Here is a 20,884-nt window from a genome sequence, read left to right on the forward strand (position 1 = left end):
TCAGCGTGCCGTCGTCGGGTTCTCGGAACGCAGCAGCGTGTCGAGGTTGGCCATGGAGGTGCGCATGCCGGCGCGCATCGCGGGCTGCTGGATGGCGTCCAGGAGGAGCCCGAGGGGGCCGAGACCGAGTGTGTACTCGACCCGGTAGGTCATCTCCGTGGCGTCCTGTCCGACCGGGCCCTTCACCGGCTGGAACTCGAAGATGCTCGTCAGGTCCTGGAGCGGGGCGAAACCGGTGCCGGTGTCGACGCGGCGCCTGAGCGGGTCAATCTCCCTGACGGTCCAGACCGAGCTGGTGCGCAGCGGGCCGAGGCTGCGGTTGAGCTCGGCGTACGTCCTGCCCACCGTGGCGACGCCGTGGTGGTCGGTGACCTCGATCGCGCCGGCCACCCACTCGGCGTACCGGTCGGTGCGGGAGATGACCTCCCAGACCCGCTCCACGGAGGCGTTGACGATGGCCTTCTCGGCGACGGCGTACTTGTTCACGACGGGTTCTCTCTCTGCTTGTCTCTTGTGCTCGGCTGTGCTCAGCGGTGGCTGAGCAGTTCGGCGGCGGCGTCCTGGCCGGAGCGGACCGCGCCGTCCATGAAGCCGTTCCAGTACGCGGCGAACTCGGCGCCCGCCCAGTGCACCCGCTCGAACCGGCGGCCCAGCCACTCCCCGTAGCCGGTGAGCACGCCGGGGGCGGCGACGGCGGTGGGGCCGCCCTGGGTCCACTCCTCGGCGGTCCAGTCCTGCTCGACGTACTCGACGGTGTCGAAGGCGCGGTCCCCGACCACCCGGGCGAAGCAGCGCAGCACCGCACCGCGCCGCTCATGGGCCGGGCGGTGGGCCCACTTGCGCCATTCCCTGCCGCCGAGGAAGCCCATGAGGACGCCCGGTCCGCCGTCGGGCGGGGTGTTGTCGAACATCTCGCGGATCGGTGAGCCGTCGCGCAGCAGACCCATGCCGGACAGGCCGTCCGATCGCCAGAACGGCTTGTCGTAGACGGCGACGCACTTCATGAGGGTGCCGAACGGAAGCCGCTGCAGCAGCTGGCCCTGCTGCGGGGGCAGCAGCGGGTCCCAGACGATCCGGGAGGCCAGCAGCGGTGGTACGGCGACGATCACGCGGTCGGCCCGCCAGTCGCCGGCGTCCGAGACGACGGTGACGCCGGTGGCGTCCTGGCTGATGCGGCGCACCGGGGCCGAGAGGTGGACGCGGCCGTCGAGTTCCACGGCCAGCCGCTGCGCGACCAGTTGCGAGCCGCCGACGAAGCGGCTGTCCTGAGCGCCCCCGGTGGTACCGGTGCCGCGCTCCATCGTGCCCGGATGCGTCTCGTCACCGAAGGCCGCCACGTACCAGAGGCTGAACAGGGCCGACGCGTCGCGTGCCTCCCCGCCGTACGCGGAGTTCAGGAAGATGTTGACCAGGTCGACGGCGGCGCCGGTGATCTCGGCCTTGCGCAGCCACGTCTCATAGGTCATACCGTCCAGCTCACGGGCGTTCGGGGCCCGCCACGGAGCCCTCGGGGGCACCTTCTGCACCGCCTGGCCGATGCGGGCCAGGGCGATGCCCATGTCCGGCAGCGCCAGCGGGTCCGGAGGCGTGTGCCCGGAGAACCGCTTGGCCCTGCCGTTGTGCACGTACACGTTCTCGCCGGAGACGGTCGCCCGGTAGGTGTCGACGCCGACCTCCTTCGCCAACGCCAGGATGTGGTCCTGGGTCGGGCCGACGAACTGCCCGCCGATCTCGGTCACCTGTCCCTCGCCGAGGTGGTGGTTGAGCAACCGGCCGCCGACCCGGTCACGAGCCTCCAGCACGGCGACGGACAGCCCGGCCGCGACGAGCGCGCGTGCCGCGGTGAGCCCTGCCAGACCCGCACCGATCACGACGACGTCGGCTTCGTTCCGCCGGCGGTCCCGCGTGGGCGCACTGCTCGGTGAACCGGTCATGGACACTCCTAGGTGATGTTCGGCGCCCCTGATGAGTACGGCCGTCGGCGTGACAGGGACGCCACGCCAGGCATGGCCCGACGTTCGCGTGCCAGGGCGACTCACAGCCGCGGAAGAGCTCAGGTCGATCAACCCGAGCGGCGGACGAAGCCGCTCTCCTTCCGGCCGATCGCGGTCCCCTTCCTGAGGGACTGAAGGAAATCTATTCATCTGCTGTTCGGCGCGAACCGGTCCGGGCGGTCAGACGGGGGGCCTCAGCGGCCAGACGGTTGCCTCTCCGCCAGGCCCGTGCCCGGCCCGGCACGCAGCGTGGCCGGAATGCGGGCGGCAAGCACCTGCCCACCCAGGCCCCCCTTGACCGCACGGACCGGTTCCCGCCGAACGGCAACGGCAGATGAACGGATGTCCTTCAGGCCCTTCGCGCAGGTTCCCGGCACATGGCCGGTGAAGTCCTCTTTCTGGCCTCCGTCGCCCTGCCGGCAAGGCATCGAGGGGACCTACAGTCGCCTGCGTCCACGAGACACACTCACCGCACCGGCGCCGCGGGGGCGAGCCGTCAGGGGCAGGCCGACTGTGCGCGACGTTCCGGCGTCCCTGAACTCGGCGCTCTTCACACAGTTGCGCTGTGGAGCGGTGTCTTGATCATCGGCGGTCCCAGTGCCCTGCCACGTCAACCAAGTACGCCCTGCCCGGGGCGGCACCCATGAAGGAGCCCTGTGCCGAACGCTCTGACCAGACGGCAACGCGCGGGCCGAGCATCTCCCACGGCCCGCTTCATCCTGCTCAACGGATGCCTGTTCCTCGGTGAACTGACTCTCTCGGCCCTGAATCCGGCGTGGCTGAGATCCCGGGTCTTCGGAGAAATCACGGTAGGCCTGGCGCTCCTCCTCGTCCAGGGCGCGCTGCTCCTCTGGACGGCCGCCCGGTACGACAACTCCGGACCTGGAAAGGCGAATTAGCGACCATGGTGCTCGAATCGGCAGCCCCGATACTCGTAGGGCGCGGCACATCGCAGGTCCTGGTAATCGGCTTCCTCATCTTCTTGGTCGGCGCACTCTTCTTCAGTTTGACGGCCGATCCGGAGGGAGATCTGGTAAGCGCCTACTACCGGGGAGGGCGTCATACGGGCACACTTCGCAATGCCCTTGCCCTGTCCAGTGAATGCATCCCTGCCGGCACCATACTCGGGACCACCGGAACCATTGCCGTCAGCGGATACGACGGCCTCTTCGTCGTGCTGAGCCTGCTGCTCTCCCTCGGGGTCCTGCTCCTGCTCGCGAAGACTATGCGCAACCATGGCCGCTTCACCGTCGGAGATCTGTTCGCTCGACGTGCTGAGAGCCCTTCGGTACGCATCGCGGGGGCCGTGGTCACTCTCTCCATCTGCGTCCTGTTGCTCATGTTCGAGATCGCCGGAGTGGGAGTTTCCACTGCGCTGCTCTTCGGCCTCTCCGGCCCCGGAGCGCAGCAAGTACTTTCCCTCATGATCGGATCATTGGTCATATGTGCGGCTGCCTTCGGGGGGATGCGCGGCGCGAGCGCCCTCCACATCCTCAAAGCGGCTGTTTTTGCCGCGGCCAGTCTGATCACCGTCGCCCTCGTGCTCTCCCACTTCCAATGGAGTGTCGACGCGCTCATCAGCGCTGCACGCAAAGGCAGTTCCTTTCCCGACCGTTTCCTCGGCCAGGGCATGAGCGCGGTCTCCGGCGCTTCGGCCACCAGCGCCGGCCTTGACTTCATAGGCCTTCAGCTGACCATTGTCTTCGGCGTCGCTTCTATGCCGCACGTAGTGATGCGCATCAACACGACAGCTGATGGCCCGTCCGCCCGGCGGGTCGTCCGCCACGCCATCACGATCACGGCGGCTTTCTGTCTGCTTGCCGCCGTCATGGGGCTCGGGGCCGCAGCCATCGTCGGAAACCGGGCCATCGCCGCGACCGATCCAGGCGGCGCCAGTGCCTTGTTGCGGCTGGCAAGCCAACTGGCGGGCGGCCCGAGCACGGGAGGTGGGGCGTGGTTCTTCGTACTCGTGGCCTGCGCGGTATTCGCCGCCGTCCTGGCTGCCAGTGCGAGCTTCACTCTCTCCGCTGCCGCCTCTGTCGCCCACGACATCCGCTCCCACACGAAACGCGCACGCTCCGACGAGAGCACCGGGGTATTGGCCGCCCGCTGGGCCGGGGTGGGCATCGGGGGCCTGAGCATGGCACTCGCCGTCGCGGTCCAGGGATGGAACATTCAGTTCCTGATACCTCTGGCCATGGCCATTGCCGCCTCCACAGTGCTGCCTGCGCTGATCTACTCCACCTTCTGGACGGGTTACACCCGAACAGGCCTTCTCTGGACGCTGTACGGAGGGCTCGCATGCGCCCTGGTCCTGCAACTCTCCTCCCCGGCATTCTCGGGGACCGCATTCGCGCTCTTCCCGCACCGGCACCTCAACTGGTACCCGCTGCAGACGGTCGCTCTGGTCTCGATCCCCGCCGGGTTTCTGCTGGGATGGACGGGAAGTCTGGTCAGCGGAAACTCCGGCCGGCGAAGGGGCCGGCCCGAGGCTTTGATCGACGAGACTGTCCGCGAGGGCGCCAGACGTATGCTCCGGGGCGAGGTTCGAGAACGGCGTCCTGGCCAAGCGTTCTGAGGCAGCCGCAGCTTGGTCGGCATGTCCGTGTCTCGGTCACCTGCGCGATCTCTCGGTACTGTCCGGTCGTGCGGAGTACCCGCCTGCCTGACTGAGGAAGGGCACGAACTAGTAGGAAAGAAAGGGGAGTTGGATCGTAAGATGTGCCACGAACGATCCCCGCCCCGGCCGAAGGACGTGCACACCCCATGACCGACCACGTGGCAACGCCCGACCCGGCCGAGCAGCAGAAGATCGACACGTCGGTGCCGCATTCCGCCCGTATCTGGAACTACTGGCTCGGCGGCAAGGACAACTACCCCGTCGACGAGGCGGCCGGTGACGCCTACACCGAGGTGTTTCCCGGGATCGTCACCATCGCCCGCAGCAGCCGGGCCTTCCTGCGGCGGAACATCGGGTATCTCGTGTCCGAGGCGGGTATCCGGCAGTTCCTGGACGTCGGTACCGGGCTTCCGACCGCGCAGAACACCCACGAGGTCGCCCAGGGGCTCGCTCCCGAGGCGCGGATCGTCTACGTCGACAACGATCCGATGGTGCTCGCGCACGCCCGTGCGCTGCTCACCTCCACCGAGGAGGGCGCGACCGCCTACATCGATGCCGACGTGACGGACCCGGAGCGGATTCTCGCGGCCGCCGCCAGGACGTTGGACTTCGGTCGGCCCACCGCGCTCATTCTCAGCAACATCCTGGGGCACGTCGCCGACCACGACCAGGCCCGTGCCATCGTCACCACGCTGATGGACGCCCTGCCCTCGGGCAGTTACCTCTCCGTCAACGACGGGTCGCGCGGCATCGACCCCGTCTTCGAGCAGGCCCAGGACGCCTACAACAACAGCGGCGCCGTGCCCTACAACCTGCGCAGCATTGACGAGATCAGCGCGTTCTTCGACGGTCTGGAGCTTGTCGAACCCGGTGTCGTGTCGGTGACGGAGTGGCGGCCGGAGGCCGGTTCGGGCGTTCCGGAGATCGTCGCCGAGCACGGTGGGCTTGCGCGGAAGCCGTAGAGGACGGAGCCGAACGGTCAGGCGAGGGCGGCGCGACCGGTTCGCTTCGCCTGCCGGCACAGGCCGATGTACACGACGTCGAGCGCACCGCACGCGATGCCGACGACCAGGTAGAACGCGGTGTGGAAGACGACTCCGTAGAGGAGCGTCGGGGCCAGGGTGCCCAGGCACTTCGCCACCGCGATCGTGAGTGACTGCCCGCGCAGGCCGCCATCCCGTGCCACGAACATCGCGATGAACAGGCCCGACATCAGCAGGTTCTGGAGGAACGCCGAGTAGCCGCCGCCGTTCTTTGCGCCGAAGTGCGTCAGGAACAGCAGCTGGACGGCGAACGCGACGATGAGCAGCAACACGCTCCAGCCCATGAACATCCACCGGGTGACGAAGGACGGGAACTCGGCCCGGCCGTACCGGAGATACGTGTACACGATGAGCAAGTCGGCCAGGGCCCAGATGAGTTCGATGACGCCCAGCAAGGACGAGCCGACCACCATCGAACGCACCGCGTACGTCCACTCCCACGCCAGGTTCAGGGCCAGCGCCGCCACCGGCATCCCGTACGTGCGGTCGCGGAAGCCGATGCGGGCCGCCTCGATGTAGACGATCGTCCAGGCAATGCCGCTCACAAGGGTGAGGGCCACGGCCAATTGCACTGTCAACGGTGGACCTTTCACATCCCGGGTTGCCGTGACTGTAGGCATGCGGCTGGTGTGTGTCGTTCCGGTATGAGGCATGCGGTCCCGTTCGGGTGGACGCTGTGCCTCTACGGGTAGCGGCTCAGGCCACCGCGCTCAGCGTGTCCGCCAGGCGGCGGCGGGCCGCTCGGGCCGCCGGGAGCGCGGACAGGACCGCCGCGCCCAGGACCGCGGCCGTGCCGAGCAGGAGCAGGAGCAGGAACGGCGGGCTCTGGGCGATGCCCGCGCCGATGCCGCTCGATCTGCCCTGGGTGTTGATCAGCCAGTGGGCGAGCGGGGTGCCGAGGGCCGTGCCCGCCAGGACCGCTGCCAGTGCGGTGCAGGCGGTGGCCGTGACGGTGACGCCTGTGATCTGGCGTGGGGTGAGGCCGATGGCCTTGAGGGCGAGCAGGTCGCGTTCGCCCTCGCGTACCGTGCCGCCGATGGCGGTGAGGAGTTCGATCAGGCCGATCAGGGCCAGGACCGCGATCACGCCGGCTGCCACTCCGCGCAGCGGGGAGAGGCCGTCCGCCGGGTTGGTCACGGTGTGGACGTCCAGGTGGCCGTGGCCGGCGGCGGACAACCGGAGGGCGGCCCGGCGTACGTCGGTGCCGGGGCGCAGGCGCACCTGGTAGAGGGTGGGGGTGAGCCGGGGGTTGTTGTCGCGCAGGGTGTCCAGGGACGTGGAGATGACCCGGCCGGCGTTCTCCGTCTCGATGCTGCGGCCGACGATGTGCAGGATCTGCGGCTGCTTGCTGACGGTGATCCGCACCCAGTCGCCGACGCGCGCGTCCAGCAGGTCGAGCAGGCCCTGGCCGGCCACCGCCTCGTCGGTGTGGCGCGGGGAGCGGCCCTCGGCCAGGGCGTACGGGTAGGGGGCGCGGTCGGTGCCGAAGCCGCGCAGGGCGATCGTGGCCGTCTGGCCGGGGACCAGTGCGGCCACTTCCACGCCCGGGTAGGCGGCGGCGACCTGCGGGTCCCGGGTCAGCAGGGCGCGGGTGTCGCGGTCGTCCAGGCCCGTGTCGGTGTGGACGGTGAGCGCGGCCGGGAGTCCGATCCGGCCGGGGTCGCTGTGGAAGCGGCTGATGGTGGTCCACGCGCTCATCGCCACCACGATGAGGAGGAGGGGGAGGGCCAGTCGCGCCACGGTCGTCAGCGACCGGGTCCGGCGGGCGAACGCGGTGTGCCAGCCCAGGACAAGTGCGGGGGGTACCCGCAGGCCCAGTGCCCGCCGGGCCGGGGCGGAGAGGCGGGCGGCGGACTGCGGGGCGATGGCGATGGCGGTGACGGTGGCTGCGCCACGGATCGACGGGAGCGGTGTCGGGACCGGTGGCACCCGGCCGGCCCGCCACGCCGCCAGGCCCGTCGTCGCGGCGATGAACAGGACCGCGCCCGCCGGGATCGCGACGAGCGTCAGCGCGTGGCCGGGCAGGCCCTGCCAGAGGGCGATCGCGTCGCCGAGGCGGCCGGGGAGCCTGCTGCCCAGGGACCGGGTGAGGGCGGCCGCGGTCACGGCGCCCAGGAGCGCGTACGCGATGTGCTGGAGGAGGAAGACGCGGACCACCTGGTCCGGGGTGAAACCGATCGCCTTGAGGATGGAGATGTCGCGGAGGTGGCCGCGGATGCGGGTGGTGATCGCGCCGTGGACGGCCAGGCCCGCGGCTATCAGCGCGCCCAGTCCGAACAGGCCCAGTACCTGGCCGAGCAGCCGGTTGTCGCCCTGCGCCTCGGCGCGCGCCTGCTGCCAGGTGTCGACCTCGCCGACCGCGCCGGGACCCAGCACGGTCACGGCGCGCTGCACGCGGTAGTCCGTGTCGTCGGGGTTCGTCAGGCGCAAGCCGATGACCTGGCCGTTCGGGGCGTGGACGACCGACGGCGGGGCCCAGACCAGGCCCGGCTGCTCGTCCGGGTCGTAGCGCTGCTCGGCGGTGTCGGCGATGCCGAGCACGGTCACCGTACGGCTGGTGCCGAGCAGGGTGAGCGTGTCGCCGGGCTCGGCGAGCAGGGCGCGGGCGAGACGGGTCTCCAGGACCACGCCGTCGGGGGTGGCCGGGTCGAGCCAGCGGCCGGAGACGAGCAGCGGGCGGGCGATCGTGAGGTGCTGGGGGGTGGCGCGGAGTTCCACGGCGGCGCGGGTGCCATGGGAGGTGAGGGTGGTGGACTCGGTGGCGTACGGGCCGGCCTCCGACTCGACGCCGTCCAGCCCGGCGAGCTTCGACAGCTGCGCGGATCTGGCGGTGTGCAGCCACACGTGCGCGCCGCGGCTCTGCTCGAAGACGCGCTGCCAGGGGTTGGTGGCGTAGCCGAACAGGGCCGTCGCGAGGAGCAGCGACAGGACTGTCCCGACCGTGGCCAGCACCAGGAACAGTGCCTCGCCGCGGTGCGTGCGCAGATCGGAGTGCGCCCAGCGCAGGGTGGCCCGCATGCGCATCAGCCCCTCGGGGGGACGTCGTACGTCCGCATCTCGGCCCGTCAGTCCGTCAGTTCCAGCACGCCGGATATCCCGGTGCCGCGCGTGGGCGTGCCGTCGAGTTCCGCGTCGTCGGCTATCCGGCCGTCGAAGAAGCTGATCACCCGGTCCGCGGCGCTGGCCAGCCGGGCGTCATGGGTGACCAGCAGGATCGTCTGGCCGCGGCCGTGGAAGCGGGACAGCAGCCGCATCACCTCGCGGGTGCCCTTGCTGTCCAGGCTGCCGGCGGGTTCGTCGGCGAGGAGGAGCGGGGGGTGGTTGACCAGGGCGCGGGCGAGGGCGACCCGCTGCTGTTCGCCGCCGGACAGTTCGCCGGGCAGGCTGCGGTCCTTGCCGTCGAGGCCCAGTTCGGCGAGGAGTTCCATGCGTTTGGTCCGTGCCTGCTTCGGGGGGACACCGGCGAGCAGCGCGGGCAGCTCCACGTTGTCGGCCACCGACAGGTTCGACACCAGGTTGAAGAACTGGAAGACGATCCCGATCCGCTTGCGGCGCTCGACGGCCCAGCGGGCCTCGCTCCAGTCGTCCGCGCGGGTGCCGTCCAGCCAGACGCTGCCCGCGTCCGGCCGCTGGAGTCCGCCCAGCAGGTGCAGCAGCGTCGACTTGCCGGCCCCGGAAGGACCGGTGACGGCGACGAACTCGCCCGGCCGCAGGGCGAGGTCCACCCCGCGGACGGCCCGGGCCGGGGCGCCCTCGCCGTGATGCGTCTTGACCAGACCCTCGGCGCGCAGCACGGGAGTGACCGGGCCCTCGGCGCGCAGCACAGGAGCGGGAGTCTCGCTCATTCCAGCTCCTCCAGTCATTCCGGTTCTTCCCGTCCTGCCAGTCCTGCCAGGTCTTCCAGTTCCTCCTGGCACCGTTCCAGCCAGTCGAGGTCGGCCTGCAGGTGCAGCATCGCGCCCTCGATCAGCAGGTGGGCGATCCGGTTGTCGCGGTTCTCGGCGGCGGCCAGCTTCGACAGGCTGCGCATCGTGGTCAGGTACTGCCGCCGCTGCCGGTTGATCAGGGCGATCTGGTCGGCGAGTCCCGTCTGCGGAGCGAGCGCCAGCTTCATGAAGAACTCGTCCCGCACCCGGGGCTCGTCCTCGGGCTTCTCGAACCAGGCGCGGAGTTCGTCCTGCCCGGCCTCGGTGAGGTGGTAGACCTTCTTGTTGGGACGGCTGGACTGCTCGACGTCCTCGCCCTCGATCAGCCCCTGCTTCTCCAGACGGCCCAGGGTCACATAGACCTGGCCGATGTTCGGCTGAGGGTACGCGGAGCCCAGCAGTTGCTCAAGGTCCTGCTTCAGCTCGTAGCCGTGGGCCGGACCGCGCGCGAGGAGTGCCAGGAGGGGCAGGCGCACGTGTGCAGTCCTCCTGTCTACCGATTGTGCTCCGCACCCTAGTATCGCCCATACCTAACAGGTATACATGGCCTCCGACTCGGGGTGAAGGTGCCCCGTGCGGTCGCGGTGCACAGGGAGGAACCTATGCGGTGGTTGCGTGCCGCGGGTAGGGGTCTCCTGGCTCTGGTCGTGGTCATGACCGGTTACGTCGCCTCGGGCGCGCACTCCGGAGCGGGGGACGGCGGCGGGCGCGGCCCGCTGACCCTGGCCACCGCGGGGGACCTCACGGGCTATCTCGGCCCGCTCCTGGAGGGCTGGAACCGCACCCACCCCGGCGAGCGGGTCACCCTCGTCGAACTCCCCGACGCCACCGACGAGGCGCACGCGCAGATGGTCACCGACCTGCGCGGCGGCGACCGCAGCCGGTTCGACGTCCTCAACATCGACGTCGCCTGGACCTCGGAGTTCGCCGCGGCGGGCTGGATCCGGCCGCTGCCCCGCGACCGCTTCCCGCTGGGCACCTTCCTGCCGCGGGTCGTCGACACGGCGACCTACGACGGACGGCTGTACGCGGTCCCGTACGTCACCAACGCCGGCCTGCTCCTGTACCGCGCGGACGTCCTCGCCAAGGAGGGGGTGCGTCCGCCGCGCACCTGGGCCGAGCTGGAGCAGGACGCGAAGACCATCGCGCCGAAGTACGGACTCGGCGGCTACGCGGGCCAGTTCCTGCCCTACGAGGGGCTCACCGTGAACGCCGCCGAGGCCGTCTACTCGGCCGGCGGCACCATCCTCGGCGACGAGGGCGCCCGGGTCACCGTGGACTCCGCGGCGGCCCGCGAGGGCATCGGGTTCCTCGCCCGCGGGGTGCGGGAGGGCTGGATCCCCAAGGCCGCCCTGACGTACACGGAGCAGGAGTCCAAACAGGCCTTCCAGGACGGCCACCTGCTCTTCCTGCGCAACTGGCCGTACGCGTACGTCGGCGCCTCGGCCAGGGGCTCGGCGGTCGCCGGCAAGGTCGGCGCCGTACCGCTGCCCGGGCCCGACGGGCCCGGGACCAGTGTCCTCGGCGGCTCCAACCTGGCCGTCAACACGCACGCCCGGCACCCCGACTCGGCCGCGCGGCTGATCGCGTACCTCACCAGCGCACCCGTGCAGCGCCAGGTCCTCACCCGCGGCGCGCTGCCGCCGGTGCGCGCCGCGCTGTACGACGACCCCGCGCTGATCCGGGAGTTCCCCTATCTGCCGACCCTGCGCGCCAGTGTGCAGGCGGCCCGGCCGCGCCCCAAGAGCCCGCGCTACGACCAGGTCAGCCTGGTGGTGCAGGCCGTCGTGCACGACGCGATGACCGGGCACGAGACGCCCGCGGCGGCGGTGCGCCGGCTCGCGCGGGAACTGGCCGCCCTCTCCGCTCGCTAGTTACTTGTTAGGTAACGCCACGGTCTCATCCGTGCTCACAAGTGGATGAAATATCCGTGTATAAAGCCTAACTCGGCAGTAGTATCCCGCTCACTCGTTGACACCTTCGCGACACGGCTACTTAACATGCATGCATAACTGCTGCCCTTCGCACAGACAGGTCAACGGGTTGAACAGGCACCCTTGGTGGCGTGACGCAGTGATCTACCAGGTGTACGTCCGCAGCTTCCTGGACAGCACCGGCGACGGCATCGGCGATCTGGCCGGCGTCCGGGCCGGGCTGCCGTACCTGAAGAAGCTCGGTGTCGACGGGATCTGGCTGAGCCCCTTCTACCCCTCGCCGCAGCACGACCACGGCTACGACGTGGCCGGCTACCGCGACGTGGACCCGCTCTTCGGCGACCTCGCCGAGTTCGACCTGCTGACGGCGGCCGCCCGGCGGCTCGGCATCAGGGTGCTGCTCGACATCGTCCCCAACCACTGCTCCGACGAGCACCCGTGGTTCCGGCAGGCCCTCGCCGCGGCCCCCGGCAGCCCGGAGCGCGGCCGGTTCCACTTCGCCGACGGCCGGGGCCCGGGCGGCTCCGAGCCGCCCAACAACTGGCACTCCATGTTCGGCGGCCCGGCCTGGACCCGGGTGACCGAGCCGGACGGCCGGCCCGGGCAGTGGTACCTGCACATGTTCGCGCCGGAGCAGCCCGACTGGAACTGGCGCACCCCCGAGGTCGCCGCCGAGTTCGACCAGGTGCTCCGCTTCTGGCTCGACCGGGGCGTCGACGGCTTCCGCATCGACGTCGCCGCCGGCCTCTTCAAGCACCCCGAGCTGCCCGACTCCCCGGACCCGGAGGCCGACGCGCGCACCCGGGACTCGGTCAACCCGCTCGCCTGGAACCGGCCCGAGGTGCACGGCGTCTGGCGGCACTGGCGCGCGGTGTGCGAGGAGTACACGGCCCGCGACGGCCGCGAACGCCTCCTCGTCGGCGAGGTGTCGGTGCCGACCGCCCGCGACCACGCGCTGTACGTCCGGCCCGACGAACTCCACCAGGCCTTCTTCTTCGACCTGCTGAGCGCGCCGTGGAACGCCGACGCCTTCCGCAAGGTCATCGGCGAGGCCATGCAGGACATCGCCGGCACCGGCTCCACCGTCACCTGGGTCCTCAACAACCACGACCAGGTGCGTACGGTCACCCGCTACGGCGAGCCCACCCCGGAGGGCAGCGGACTCGGCGCCGCCCGGGCCCGCGCCGCAGCCCTGCTGATGCTGGCGCTGCCCGGTGCCGCCTACATCTACCAGGGCGAGGAGCTGGGCCTGCCCGAGGTGGTCGACCTGCCCGACGACGTGCTCACCGACCCGATCTTCCGGCGCACCGGCAGCCGGGCCCGGATCCGGGACGGCTGCCGGGTCCCGCTCCCGTGGTCCGGACAGGCCTCCCCGTTCGGCTTCACCTCCGGCGCCGAAGGGGCCCGGCCCTGGCTGCCGCAGCCCGACTACTTCGCCGAGTACGCCACCGACCGCGCCCTCGCCGACACCCGCTCCTTCTGGCACCTGTACCGCGACGGACTCCAACTCCGGTCCCAGTTGCCCCAGTTGGGCGACGGCCCGCTGGAGTGGCTGGACACCCCGCCCGGCGTCCTCGGCTTCGTCCGCGGCGACGGCCTGGTCTGCGCCGTCAACTTCGGTACGACACCCACCCCGGCCTCCGTCTCCGGCACCCCCCTGCTCGCCAGCGGCCCCTGCCCCGCCGGAGTACTGCCCGGCTCCACCGCCGCCTGGTGGATCAACGACCTCTGAACCCCCTCCGAACCCCTCCGAACCCTCCCCGCACAACGCTCGACTCACGCTCTTCCGAAGGGACATCAATGATGATGCGACGACGCACCACCCTGCTCGGCGGCTGCACCGCCCTCGTCCTCGCGCTCGGCGCCACCGCCTGCGGCGGCAGCAGCGGCCCGGTCGCGGCCGGCGGCGGCGCCAAGGCGCTCAGCGGCCAGACCGTCACCGTGGCCGGCGTCTGGTCCGGGGACGAACTGAAGAGCTTCCAGAAGGTCCTCGACGCGTTCAGCGCGAAGACCGGCGCCAAGACCCAGTTCGTCTCCACCGGCGACAACGTCTCCACCGTCATCGGCAGCAAGATCGAGGGCGGCAACGCCCCCGACGTCGTCATGGTCCCGCAGGTCGGCGTGCTCCAGCAGTTCGCGAAGAGCGGCTGGCTGAAGCCGCTGTCCACGACCGCCCAGCAGTCCGTGGACAGCAACTTCGCGCCGGTCTGGAAGAACTACGGCAGCGTCGGCGGCACCCTCTACGGCCTCTACTTCAAGGCCGCCGACAAGTCCACCGTCTGGTACAGCCCCGACGCCCTCGACCAGGCCGGCGTCAAGCCGCCCACCAGCTGGGCCGACCTGCTCAAGGACGGGCACACCGTCTCCGACTCGGGGCTCGCCGCCTTCTCCATAGGCGGCGCGGACGGCTGGACCCTCACCGACTGGTTCGAGAACATCTACCTCTCCCAGGCCGGACCCGAGAAGTACGACGCCCTCGCCGCCCACAAGCTGAAGTGGACCGACGCGTCCGTGGTCAAGGCACTCGGCACGCTCGGCACCCTCTTCAAGGACAAGCAGCTGATCGCGGGCGGCCAGAAGGAGGCACTCAACACCGACTTCCCGGGCTCGGTGGAGAAGGTCTTCGGACCCAAGCCGGAGGCCGCCATGGTCTACGAGGGCGACTTCGTCGCCGGGGTCGCCCACGACACGTTCGGCAAGACGATCGGCAAGGACGCGACGTTCTTCCCGTTCCCGGCCGTCGACGGCGGCACGGCCCCCGTGGTCAGCGGCGGTGACGCGGCGGTCGTCCTGAAGGCGGCCAAGAACGCCACGGCCGGCATGAAGCTCCTGGAGTACCTGGCCACGCCGGAGGCCGCGGCCGTCTGGGCGAAGGAAGGCGGCTTCCTCTCCCCGAACAAGAACCTGGACCTGTCCTCCTACGGCGACGACGTCACCCGCGCCATCGCCAAGTCCCTGGTGGGCGGCGGCGACTCGGTCCGCTTCGACATGTCCGACCAGGCACCCGCGGCCTTCGGCGGCACCAAGGGCGCCGGCGAGTGGAAGATCCTCCAGGACTTCCTGGCCGACCCGTCCGACCCGAAGGCGACGGCCGCGCAGCTGGAGACCGCCGCGGCCAAGGCCTACAAGGGCTGACGGCCGTGACCGCGACCGTGGTCTCGGAGAAGACCAGTCCACCGTCCACCGGGCAGGCCGAACGTGCCAGACGGACCCGGCGCCGCGGGCGGATCATCGCCCTGCTCTTCGTCTTCCCGGCTCTGCTCCTGCTGGGCGCGCTGGTCGTCTACCCGGTGCTGTTCTCGATCGGCCGCAGCTTCTTCGACGCGTCCGGCACCCGGTTCGTCGGCGGCGACAACTACACCGAGATGTTCCGCGACCCGGCGACCCTCAAGGCCATCCGCAACACCGTGATCTGGGTGCTGGTGGCCCCCACCCTGCTCACCGGGCTCGGCCTGATCCTCGCGGTGCTGGTGGAGAAGGTGCGCTGGGCGACCGCCTTCAAGCTGCTGATGTTCCTGCCGATGGCGGTGTCCTTCCTGGCCGCCGGCATCATCTTCCGGCTCGCCTACGACGAGGACCCGCACAAGGGCGTGCTCAACGCGGCCGTGGTCACCGTGCACAACGCGTTCAAGGGCACCGCCGAGTACCCCACCGCCCGCGCCCGCACCGGCCAGGACCTCACGGCCGAGAAGGACGGCTCGTACCGCACGGCCGCGAACCTCGGGCCCGGCGACACGGTGACGCTCGGACTGGTGGGCGTCGCACCGAAGGACCTGCCGGGCGGCGCACAGCCCGCCTACCCGGCGGCGCACCGCAAGGCCGCGGCCGGTGGTCTGGGCGGGGTGGTCTACCTGGACTTCACCCCGGGCGGCGGCGGCAGTCCCGGCGTGGTCGACCGCGGGGAGAGCGGGCTGCCGCGGATGAAGGTCGAGGCGGTACGCGCCGCCGACGGCAAGGCGGTCGCGAGCACCACCACCGCGGCCGACGGCTCCTTCCGCTTCACGGGACTTGCGGCCGGCTCCTACCGGGTCGCGCTGCCGGCCTCCAACTTCGCCCAGCCCTACCAGGGCGTCTCCTGGCTCGGCCCCGCCCTGGTCACGCCCGCCATCATCGGCGCCTACCTGTGGATCTGGACCGGGTTCGCGATGGTGCTGATCGGCGCCGGCCTGGCCGCCCTGCCCCGGGACGCCCTGGAGGCCGCCCGGATGGACGGCGCCAACGAGTGGCAGATCTTCCGGCGCATCACCGTGCCGCTGCTGGCGCCGGTGCTCACCGTGGTGTTCGTGACCCTCGTCATCAACGTGATGAAGGTCTTCGACCTCGTCTACATCATCGCGCCGGGGCAGGTGCAGGAGGACGCGGGCGTCCTCGCGACCCGGATGTGGCTGGTGTCCTTCGGCGGCGGCAACAACCAGGGCCTCGGCAGCGCCCTCGGCGTGCTGCTCCTGGTCCTGGTCGTCCCGGCCATGGCCTTCAACGTCCGGCGCTTCCGGAGGAGTCAGCGATGAACGCGATCAGGCGCGGCCTGGGCAACGCCGTGGTGCAGGTCTTCCTCGTGGTGGTCGGGCTGGTCTGGCTCACCCCCCTCGCCGGGCTGCTGCTGTCCTCGCTGCGGTCCTCGCAGGACTCGGCGAGCAGCGGCTGGTGGACGGCGCTCGCCAGGCCCGGGCAGCTGTCCTTCGACAACTACTCGGCCCTGCTGAAGAACTCGGGCATGACCCAGGCCTTCTGGAACACCGTGCTGATCTCGGTGCCGGCGACCACCCTGGTGGTCGTGGTGGCCGCGCTGGCCGGATACGCCTTCGCCTGGCTGGACTTCCCGGGCCGCGAGCCCGTGTTCCTGCTGGTGGTCGCCCTGTTGGTGGTACCGGTGCAGATCGGCCTGCTGCCCGTCGCCAAACTCTTCGGGCAACTGGGGCTGTTCGGCACGATTCCCGGCGTGGTGCTGTTCCACGTGGCCTACGGACTGCCGTTCGCGGTGTTCCTGCTGCGGAACTACTTCGCCGAGATGCCCAAGGAGATGCTGGAGGCCGCCCGGATGGACGGCGGCAGCGAGTGGCGGATCTTCACCCGGCTGGTGCTGCCGGTGGGCCGGCCGGCCATCGCCAGCCTCGCCATCTTCCAGTTCCTGTGGGTCTGGAACGACATGCTGGTCGCGCTGCTGTTCGCGGACCCTTCCTCGCAGCCGCTCACCGTCGAACTCCAGTCACAGATCAGGCAGTTCGGCAGCAACATCGATGTGCTGGCACCGGGCGCGTTCCTGTCCCTCGTGGTGCCCGTGGCGGTGTTCTTCGCCTTCCAGCGGCACTTCGTACAGGGCGTGATGGCGGGGTCGGTCAAGTAGTCCGGAGAGGCTCCCCTTCGGGCGGAGCCTCTTCCCCTTCGGGCGGCCACCCGAGTCACGTTCACGGCGCCATGGCGGCCCGCTGCTACACAGGCGACACAATCCGCCGCACGAGCAACGGAGTTCGGCATGGACATCCGCTCCACCAGAAGAGGACTCCTCCGGGCCGCCGGGGGCGCTTCCCTCGGCGCCATCGGGTTAGCGACCGCCGGGGCCCCCGCCTCGGCGGCGCCCCCGCTCCCGGAGACCGACGGCGCACTGCAACCGGGCCCGGGCACCGCCCTCGTCCAGCGGTTCTGCACCGCCTGGTCGAACCTGGACGCCGCCGAACTGGCCGCCTTCTTCGCCGAGGACGCCACCTACCAGAACATTCCCCTGCCGGGCGTCATCACGGGCCGCGACGCGATCCAGCAGGCCCTCGCGGAGCAGATCCGGATTCTCCAGTACACCACCCTCGACATCCAGCAGGCTGTTTCCTGGCGGAACACGGTCATCGCGACCCGCGTCGACTCGTACCGCTACACGAACGCCGACCACGACGTCGACCTCCCGATCGTCGGCGTCTTCGAGCTGACGCCGGACTTCCGGCGGTTCACCTCCTGGGTGGACTACTTCGACCTCGGCCAGTCCGAGTTCGGGACCGCCACCTGACCCCTCCCGGGCGCACCAGGGGGTGTCCGGCAGCGCCGATGTGCGAGGTCACGTCCTGGTTCGACCCGGTCGGCATCACCAGCACCGCCAAGGACGGTCAACACCCGTGTCCTGAGCGCTGGTCGCCCTGTGCGAGCGACTGCAGGGGACAGAGCGACCAGCCGCTGCTGAAAGCGCATCCGGGCGCCGGTCCGCCGAGCCGCCGCCATCTCCTGAGGGCCGTCGCGGACCGGGCGACGCGCCCCTGTTCGCAACGATGAGGGCGATCGGCACCCTGTCACGCATCATGGGACATCCCTGCTCGCCGCACACCCTCGCCAGGAGCCCGTTCCATGCCCGACACCGGCGGCTTCGCCCCCGAACCCCCGGCGCCGATACGGGAGTTGTCCACCGGAGGTCTGATCGGGCGGGAGGCCGACCTGGCGCGGCTGGACGGTTTCCTGGCCGGCGTCCCGCGGCCGGGCGGCGGTGGTTCGCTCGTGGTGCTGGGGGACCCGGGGGTCGGGAAGACGGCGCTGCTCGACGCCGTCGTCCGGGGCGCCGAGGCCGCGGGGCTGTGGGTGCTGAGGGCCGCCGGGGTGCAGTACCGGGCACAGGCCAGTTACGGCGCCCTGCAGCAACTGCTGACGTCGGTACCCGCGTTCCACTCACGGGCGGTGCGGACACCCGCCCTCGCCGGGGCCCTCGGCTTCGAGCCGGGCACCGCGCCCGGGCCCGACGCGGTCGCCGAGGCCGTGGTGGAGCTGGCCGTCGGCCTCGCGCGGGAGCGGCCCTCGCTCCTCGTCCTGGACGACGCCCAGTGGCTGGACCGGGCCAGCGCCGTCGTCCTCGGGCAGGTGGCGCGCCGGCTCGACGGCACCGGTACGGGGCTGGCCTGCGCCGCCCGGCTCGGCGAGGAGAGCTTCTTCGACCACAGCGGGCTGCCGGTGCACGAACTGGGCCCGCTCGGCGAGGCCGCCTGCGACGAGCTGCTCTGCCTCCGGTTCCCGGAGATGGCGTCGGGAGTGCGCCGGAGGCTGATCGCCGATGCCGAGGGCAACCCGCTGGCGCTGCTGGAACTCCCGGCCGCGCTCAGCGAGTCCCAGCGCATCGCGTCCCAGGCCCTGCCGGCCCGCATTCCGCTGACCGAGCGGCTCCAGTCGGCCTTCGCCGCCCGCATCGGGACACTGCCGCCGATCACCCGGCACCTGCTGCTCGTGGCCGCGCTGGAGGGCAGCGGCAACCTGCTGATCGTGCGCCGGGCGGCGGCCGGGCGGGGCGACCTGACGTACCTGGTCCCGGCGGAACGCGCGCGGCTCGTGCGGGTCGACCAGGCGACCGGGCGGCTCACCTTCCGGCACTCGCTCATCCGCTCGGCGGTGGTGGAGCTGTCGACCGGCGACCAGCGGCGCACGGTGCACCGCGCGCTCGCCGGCGCCTGGGACGGGGTGCCCGAGCAGCGGGCCTGGCACCTGGCGCAGGCCGCCGTCGAGCCGGACGAGCGGGTCGCCGCGCTGCTGGAGGAGGCCGCCGAGGTCAGCGGCCGCCGCGGTGACGGGCCGAACGCGGTGGCCGCCCTGGTGCGCGCCGCCGAGCTGAGCCCGGCGGCCCCCGGGTACGCCCGGCGGCTAGCGAAGGCGGCCTACGTCGGCGCGAACCTCACCGGCAGCGTGCGCGACGTGCCCCGGCTGCTGGACGAGGCCCGGCAGGCCGCCCCGGACGCGGAGTCCCCGGCGGTCGCGGTGGCCGCCGCGCTGTATCTCCTCAACAGCTACGGCGACCTCGACACCGCCCACCGGCTGCTGTCCGGCGCGGTCGCCCTCCAGCCCGAACCGTACGACCTCGCCGACGTCACCCTGTGCGAAGCGCTGAGCACCCTGTTCATGGTGTGCGTGCACGCCGGGCGGCCCGAGCTGTGGGCGGACTTCGACGCGACCCTGGCGAAGTGCGTCTCGGTCCCGGACACCCTGCGGCTGATGCGGACCACCTTCGGCGACCCGGCCCGGGCCCGCCCGGCCGACTGGGCCCGGCTCGACGCCGCCGTCCGGGCGCTGCCGGGCACGACGGACCCGGTGCGGATCGTACGGATCGCCACGGCCGGCGCCTACGCGGACCGGCTCGGCGACATCGAGGAGCCGCTGCTGCTCACGGCCCGCGGCGGACTCCGCGGCGAGAACATCTTCCCGGCCATCCAGGCCTCGTTCCTGTGGGGCAGCCACGCCTGGTTCACCGGCCAGTGGCCGGAGCTGCGGCGGGTGGTCCACCAGGGCCTGCGCTGGTGCGAGGACCTCGAATATCCGCTGCGGTCCTGGACCGGCAAGTTCGTGCTCGCCTGTACCGCCGCGGCCTGCGGTGACTTCGAGGTCGCGAGCGGGTTCGCGGACCAGATGGACCAGTGGGCCGGCTCCCGCCGCGGTCGTGCCGTCCGCTGCTACGCCGCCCACGCCCGGACGCTGATCGCCCTGTCGCAGGGCGACTACGAGGCGGCCTACCGGCACGCGTGCACGATCTCGCCGGCCGGGACGTTCGCGCCGTTCGCCGGGCACGCGCTGTGGGCGATCCTGGACCTGGCGGAGGCCGCGGTGCGCACCGGCCGCCGTGCGGAGGCCGTCGCGCATGTCGCGGCGGCCCGGGACGCGGGGCTCGACGCGGTGTCGCCGCGGCTGCGCATGGTGCTGCGCGGCTCGGCCGCGCTGGCCGCCGAGAACGCTGCGGCTGCGGTGCGCTGGTTCGACCGGGCGCTGGCCGTCGAGGGCGCCGAGCGCTGGCCCTTCGACCACGCCCGCATCCGCCTCTACTACGGCGAACGGCTGCGCCGCGGCAAGGCGTCGGCCCAGGCACGCGAGCAACTCACGGCCGCCGCCGGGACCTTCCGGCGGCTCGGCGCCCGCCCGTGGGCCGAGCGGGCCGACGCGGAACTGCGCGCCTGCGGCGCCCCGGTGCGGGCCCGGAACCTGCCGGCGCTGTCGCCGCAGCAGCGGGAGATCGCGAGCCTGGCGGCCGCGGGCCTGTCCAACAAGCAGATAGCGGAACGGCTCTTCCTCTCCCCGCGCACCGTCTCGACCCACCTCTACCAGGCCTTTCCCAAACTGGGCGTCACCTCCCGCGCCGGCCTGCGCGACGCGCTGGAGCGACTGGAGCGACCGGACGGGTAGGCGGCAGGGGGCAGGCCGGGCACCGGCCGCCGTGCGGGGGTGCCTTTTCGCACCAAGTCCTTTCACCTTCGGCCAGCGGTGTCCGGGACCTTCGGGGCGGTGTCCGGAACCGCTGATATACCGGGCGGAGTGCAAGCGCTTCCGCCTCGCTCACCCTGTCGTCTCCGGGAATCCCAGACGTATCGAGCCGGCTGACGCACCCCCCACCCGTCATCGGAGTCCGCCATGGGCCGCAGGT

At 71.3% G+C, this 20,884-nt stretch carries 15 protein-coding genes; 9 read left to right on the top strand and 6 right to left on the bottom strand.

Features of this window, described 5'->3' with window-relative positions; all coding sequences use genetic code 11:
• Both ACWGKQ_RS08380 and ACWGKQ_RS08385 read right to left on the bottom strand, forming a co-directional pair.
• A complete protein-coding gene (locus ACWGKQ_RS08380; RefSeq protein ID WP_453291091.1) occupies positions 1 to 486 on the bottom strand; it encodes an SRPBCC family protein in 486 nt (161 codons plus the stop codon).
• 41 nt (positions 487 to 527) lie between these two features.
• Complete coding sequence (locus ACWGKQ_RS08385; RefSeq protein ID WP_453291092.1) at positions 528 to 1,934, bottom strand: flavin monoamine oxidase family protein; 1,407 nt, start codon at positions 1,932 to 1,934, stop codon at positions 528 to 530.
• A 964-nt stretch (positions 1,935 to 2,898) separates the two neighbouring features.
• On the opposite strand from ACWGKQ_RS08385, the gene ACWGKQ_RS08390 reads away from it, so the two are divergent.
• The gene (locus tag ACWGKQ_RS08390; protein WP_453291093.1) at positions 2,899 to 4,572 is read left to right on the top strand and encodes a sodium/solute symporter; all 1,674 of its coding nucleotides are present in this window, start codon (positions 2,899 to 2,901) and stop codon (positions 4,570 to 4,572) included.
• A 188-nt stretch (positions 4,573 to 4,760) separates the two neighbouring features.
• Entirely contained in the window at positions 4,761 to 5,576 is an 816-nt protein-coding gene (locus ACWGKQ_RS08395; RefSeq protein WP_453291094.1) for an SAM-dependent methyltransferase, read from the top strand.
• Positions 5,577 to 5,593: 17 nt separating this feature from the next.
• On the opposite strand, the gene ACWGKQ_RS08400 is transcribed toward ACWGKQ_RS08395, so the two are convergent.
• The 4 genes from ACWGKQ_RS08400 to ACWGKQ_RS08415 all read right to left on the bottom strand — a co-directional run bounded on the left by ACWGKQ_RS08400 (position 5,594) and on the right by ACWGKQ_RS08415 (position 10,059).
• Complete coding sequence (locus tag ACWGKQ_RS08400; protein ID WP_453291204.1) at positions 5,594 to 6,229, bottom strand: transmembrane-type terpene cyclase; 636 nt, start codon at positions 6,227 to 6,229, stop codon at positions 5,594 to 5,596.
• Positions 6,230 to 6,353: 124 nt separating this feature from the next.
• Positions 6,354 to 8,675, bottom strand: coding sequence for an FtsX-like permease family protein (locus ACWGKQ_RS08405; RefSeq protein WP_453291095.1), 2,322 nt, complete (start codon positions 8,673 to 8,675; stop codon positions 6,354 to 6,356).
• 47 nt (positions 8,676 to 8,722) lie between these two features.
• Positions 8,723 to 9,502, bottom strand: coding sequence for an ABC transporter ATP-binding protein (locus tag ACWGKQ_RS08410; RefSeq protein ID WP_453291096.1), 780 nt, complete (start codon positions 9,500 to 9,502; stop codon positions 8,723 to 8,725).
• A gap of 14 nt (positions 9,503 to 9,516) precedes the next feature.
• Positions 9,517 to 10,059: a PadR family transcriptional regulator gene (locus ACWGKQ_RS08415; protein ID WP_453291097.1), complete on the bottom strand. Its 543-nt coding sequence runs from the start codon at positions 10,057 to 10,059 to the stop codon at positions 9,517 to 9,519.
• A 126-nt stretch (positions 10,060 to 10,185) separates the two neighbouring features.
• Between ACWGKQ_RS08415 and ACWGKQ_RS08420 the strand changes: the two genes are divergently transcribed.
• The 7 genes from ACWGKQ_RS08420 to ACWGKQ_RS08450 all read left to right on the top strand — a co-directional run bounded on the left by ACWGKQ_RS08420 (position 10,186) and on the right by ACWGKQ_RS08450 (position 20,646).
• The gene (locus ACWGKQ_RS08420) at positions 10,186 to 11,457 is read left to right on the top strand and encodes an ABC transporter substrate-binding protein (RefSeq protein WP_453291098.1); all 1,272 of its coding nucleotides are present in this window, start codon (positions 10,186 to 10,188) and stop codon (positions 11,455 to 11,457) included.
• 130 nt (positions 11,458 to 11,587) lie between these two features.
• Entirely contained in the window at positions 11,588 to 13,249 is a 1,662-nt protein-coding gene (locus ACWGKQ_RS08425; RefSeq protein ID WP_453291099.1) for a glycoside hydrolase family 13 protein, read from the top strand.
• Positions 13,250 to 13,320: 71 nt separating this feature from the next.
• Positions 13,321 to 14,652 (top strand): ABC transporter substrate-binding protein, encoded by a 1,332-nt coding sequence (locus ACWGKQ_RS08430; RefSeq protein ID WP_453291205.1) that lies wholly within the window; start codon positions 13,321 to 13,323, stop codon positions 14,650 to 14,652.
• 5 nt (positions 14,653 to 14,657) lie between these two features.
• Positions 14,658 to 16,025 carry an ABC transporter permease subunit gene (locus ACWGKQ_RS08435; protein ID WP_453291100.1) on the top strand — a complete coding sequence of 456 codons (1,368 nt, stop codon included), beginning with the start codon at positions 14,658 to 14,660 and terminating at the stop codon, positions 16,023 to 16,025.
• Positions 16,022 to 16,861 carry a carbohydrate ABC transporter permease gene (locus tag ACWGKQ_RS08440; protein ID WP_453291101.1) on the top strand — a complete coding sequence of 280 codons (840 nt, stop codon included), beginning with the start codon at positions 16,022 to 16,024 and terminating at the stop codon, positions 16,859 to 16,861. Before ACWGKQ_RS08435 ends, ACWGKQ_RS08440 begins: the two co-directional genes overlap by 4 nt.
• A 129-nt stretch (positions 16,862 to 16,990) precedes the next feature.
• Complete coding sequence (locus tag ACWGKQ_RS08445) at positions 16,991 to 17,512, top strand: nuclear transport factor 2 family protein (RefSeq protein WP_453291102.1); 522 nt, start codon at positions 16,991 to 16,993, stop codon at positions 17,510 to 17,512.
• Between the two features lie 332 nt (positions 17,513 to 17,844).
• A complete protein-coding gene (locus ACWGKQ_RS08450; protein ID WP_453291103.1) occupies positions 17,845 to 20,646 on the top strand; it encodes an AAA family ATPase in 2,802 nt (933 codons plus the stop codon).
• The last annotated feature ends 238 nt before the right edge of the window (positions 20,647 to 20,884 follow it).

The sequence above is a fragment of the Streptomyces sp. NPDC054770 genome (genome assembly GCF_053611985.1).

Excerpts from the sequence above, each read along its gene's own strand:
- ACWGKQ_RS08395 (WP_453291094.1), top strand. The coding sequence starts at position 4,761 with ATGACCGACCACGTGGCAACGCCCGACCCGGCCGAGCAGCAGAAGATC.
- ACWGKQ_RS08445 (WP_453291102.1), top strand. The coding sequence starts at position 16,991 with ATGGACATCCGCTCCACCAGAAGAGGACTCCTCCGGGCCGCCGGGGGC.
- ACWGKQ_RS08430 (WP_453291205.1), top strand. The coding sequence starts at position 13,321 with ATGATGCGACGACGCACCACCCTGCTCGGCGGCTGCACCGCCCTCGTC.
- ACWGKQ_RS08425 (WP_453291099.1), top strand. The coding sequence starts at position 11,588 with ATGCATAACTGCTGCCCTTCGCACAGACAGGTCAACGGGTTGAACAGG.
- ACWGKQ_RS08385 (WP_453291092.1), bottom strand. The coding sequence starts at position 1,934 with ATGACCGGTTCACCGAGCAGTGCGCCCACGCGGGACCGCCGGCGGAAC.
- ACWGKQ_RS08405 (WP_453291095.1), bottom strand. The coding sequence starts at position 8,675 with ATGCGGGCCACCCTGCGCTGGGCGCACTCCGATCTGCGCACGCACCGC.
- ACWGKQ_RS08450 (WP_453291103.1), top strand. The coding sequence starts at position 17,845 with ATGCCCGACACCGGCGGCTTCGCCCCCGAACCCCCGGCGCCGATACGG.
- ACWGKQ_RS08390 (WP_453291093.1), top strand. The coding sequence starts at position 2,899 with ATGGTGCTCGAATCGGCAGCCCCGATACTCGTAGGGCGCGGCACATCG.
- ACWGKQ_RS08440 (WP_453291101.1), top strand. The coding sequence starts at position 16,022 with ATGAACGCGATCAGGCGCGGCCTGGGCAACGCCGTGGTGCAGGTCTTC.
- ACWGKQ_RS08410 (WP_453291096.1), bottom strand. The coding sequence starts at position 9,502 with ATGAGCGAGACTCCCGCTCCTGTGCTGCGCGCCGAGGGCCCGGTCACT.
- ACWGKQ_RS08420 (WP_453291098.1), top strand. The coding sequence starts at position 10,186 with ATGCGGTGGTTGCGTGCCGCGGGTAGGGGTCTCCTGGCTCTGGTCGTG.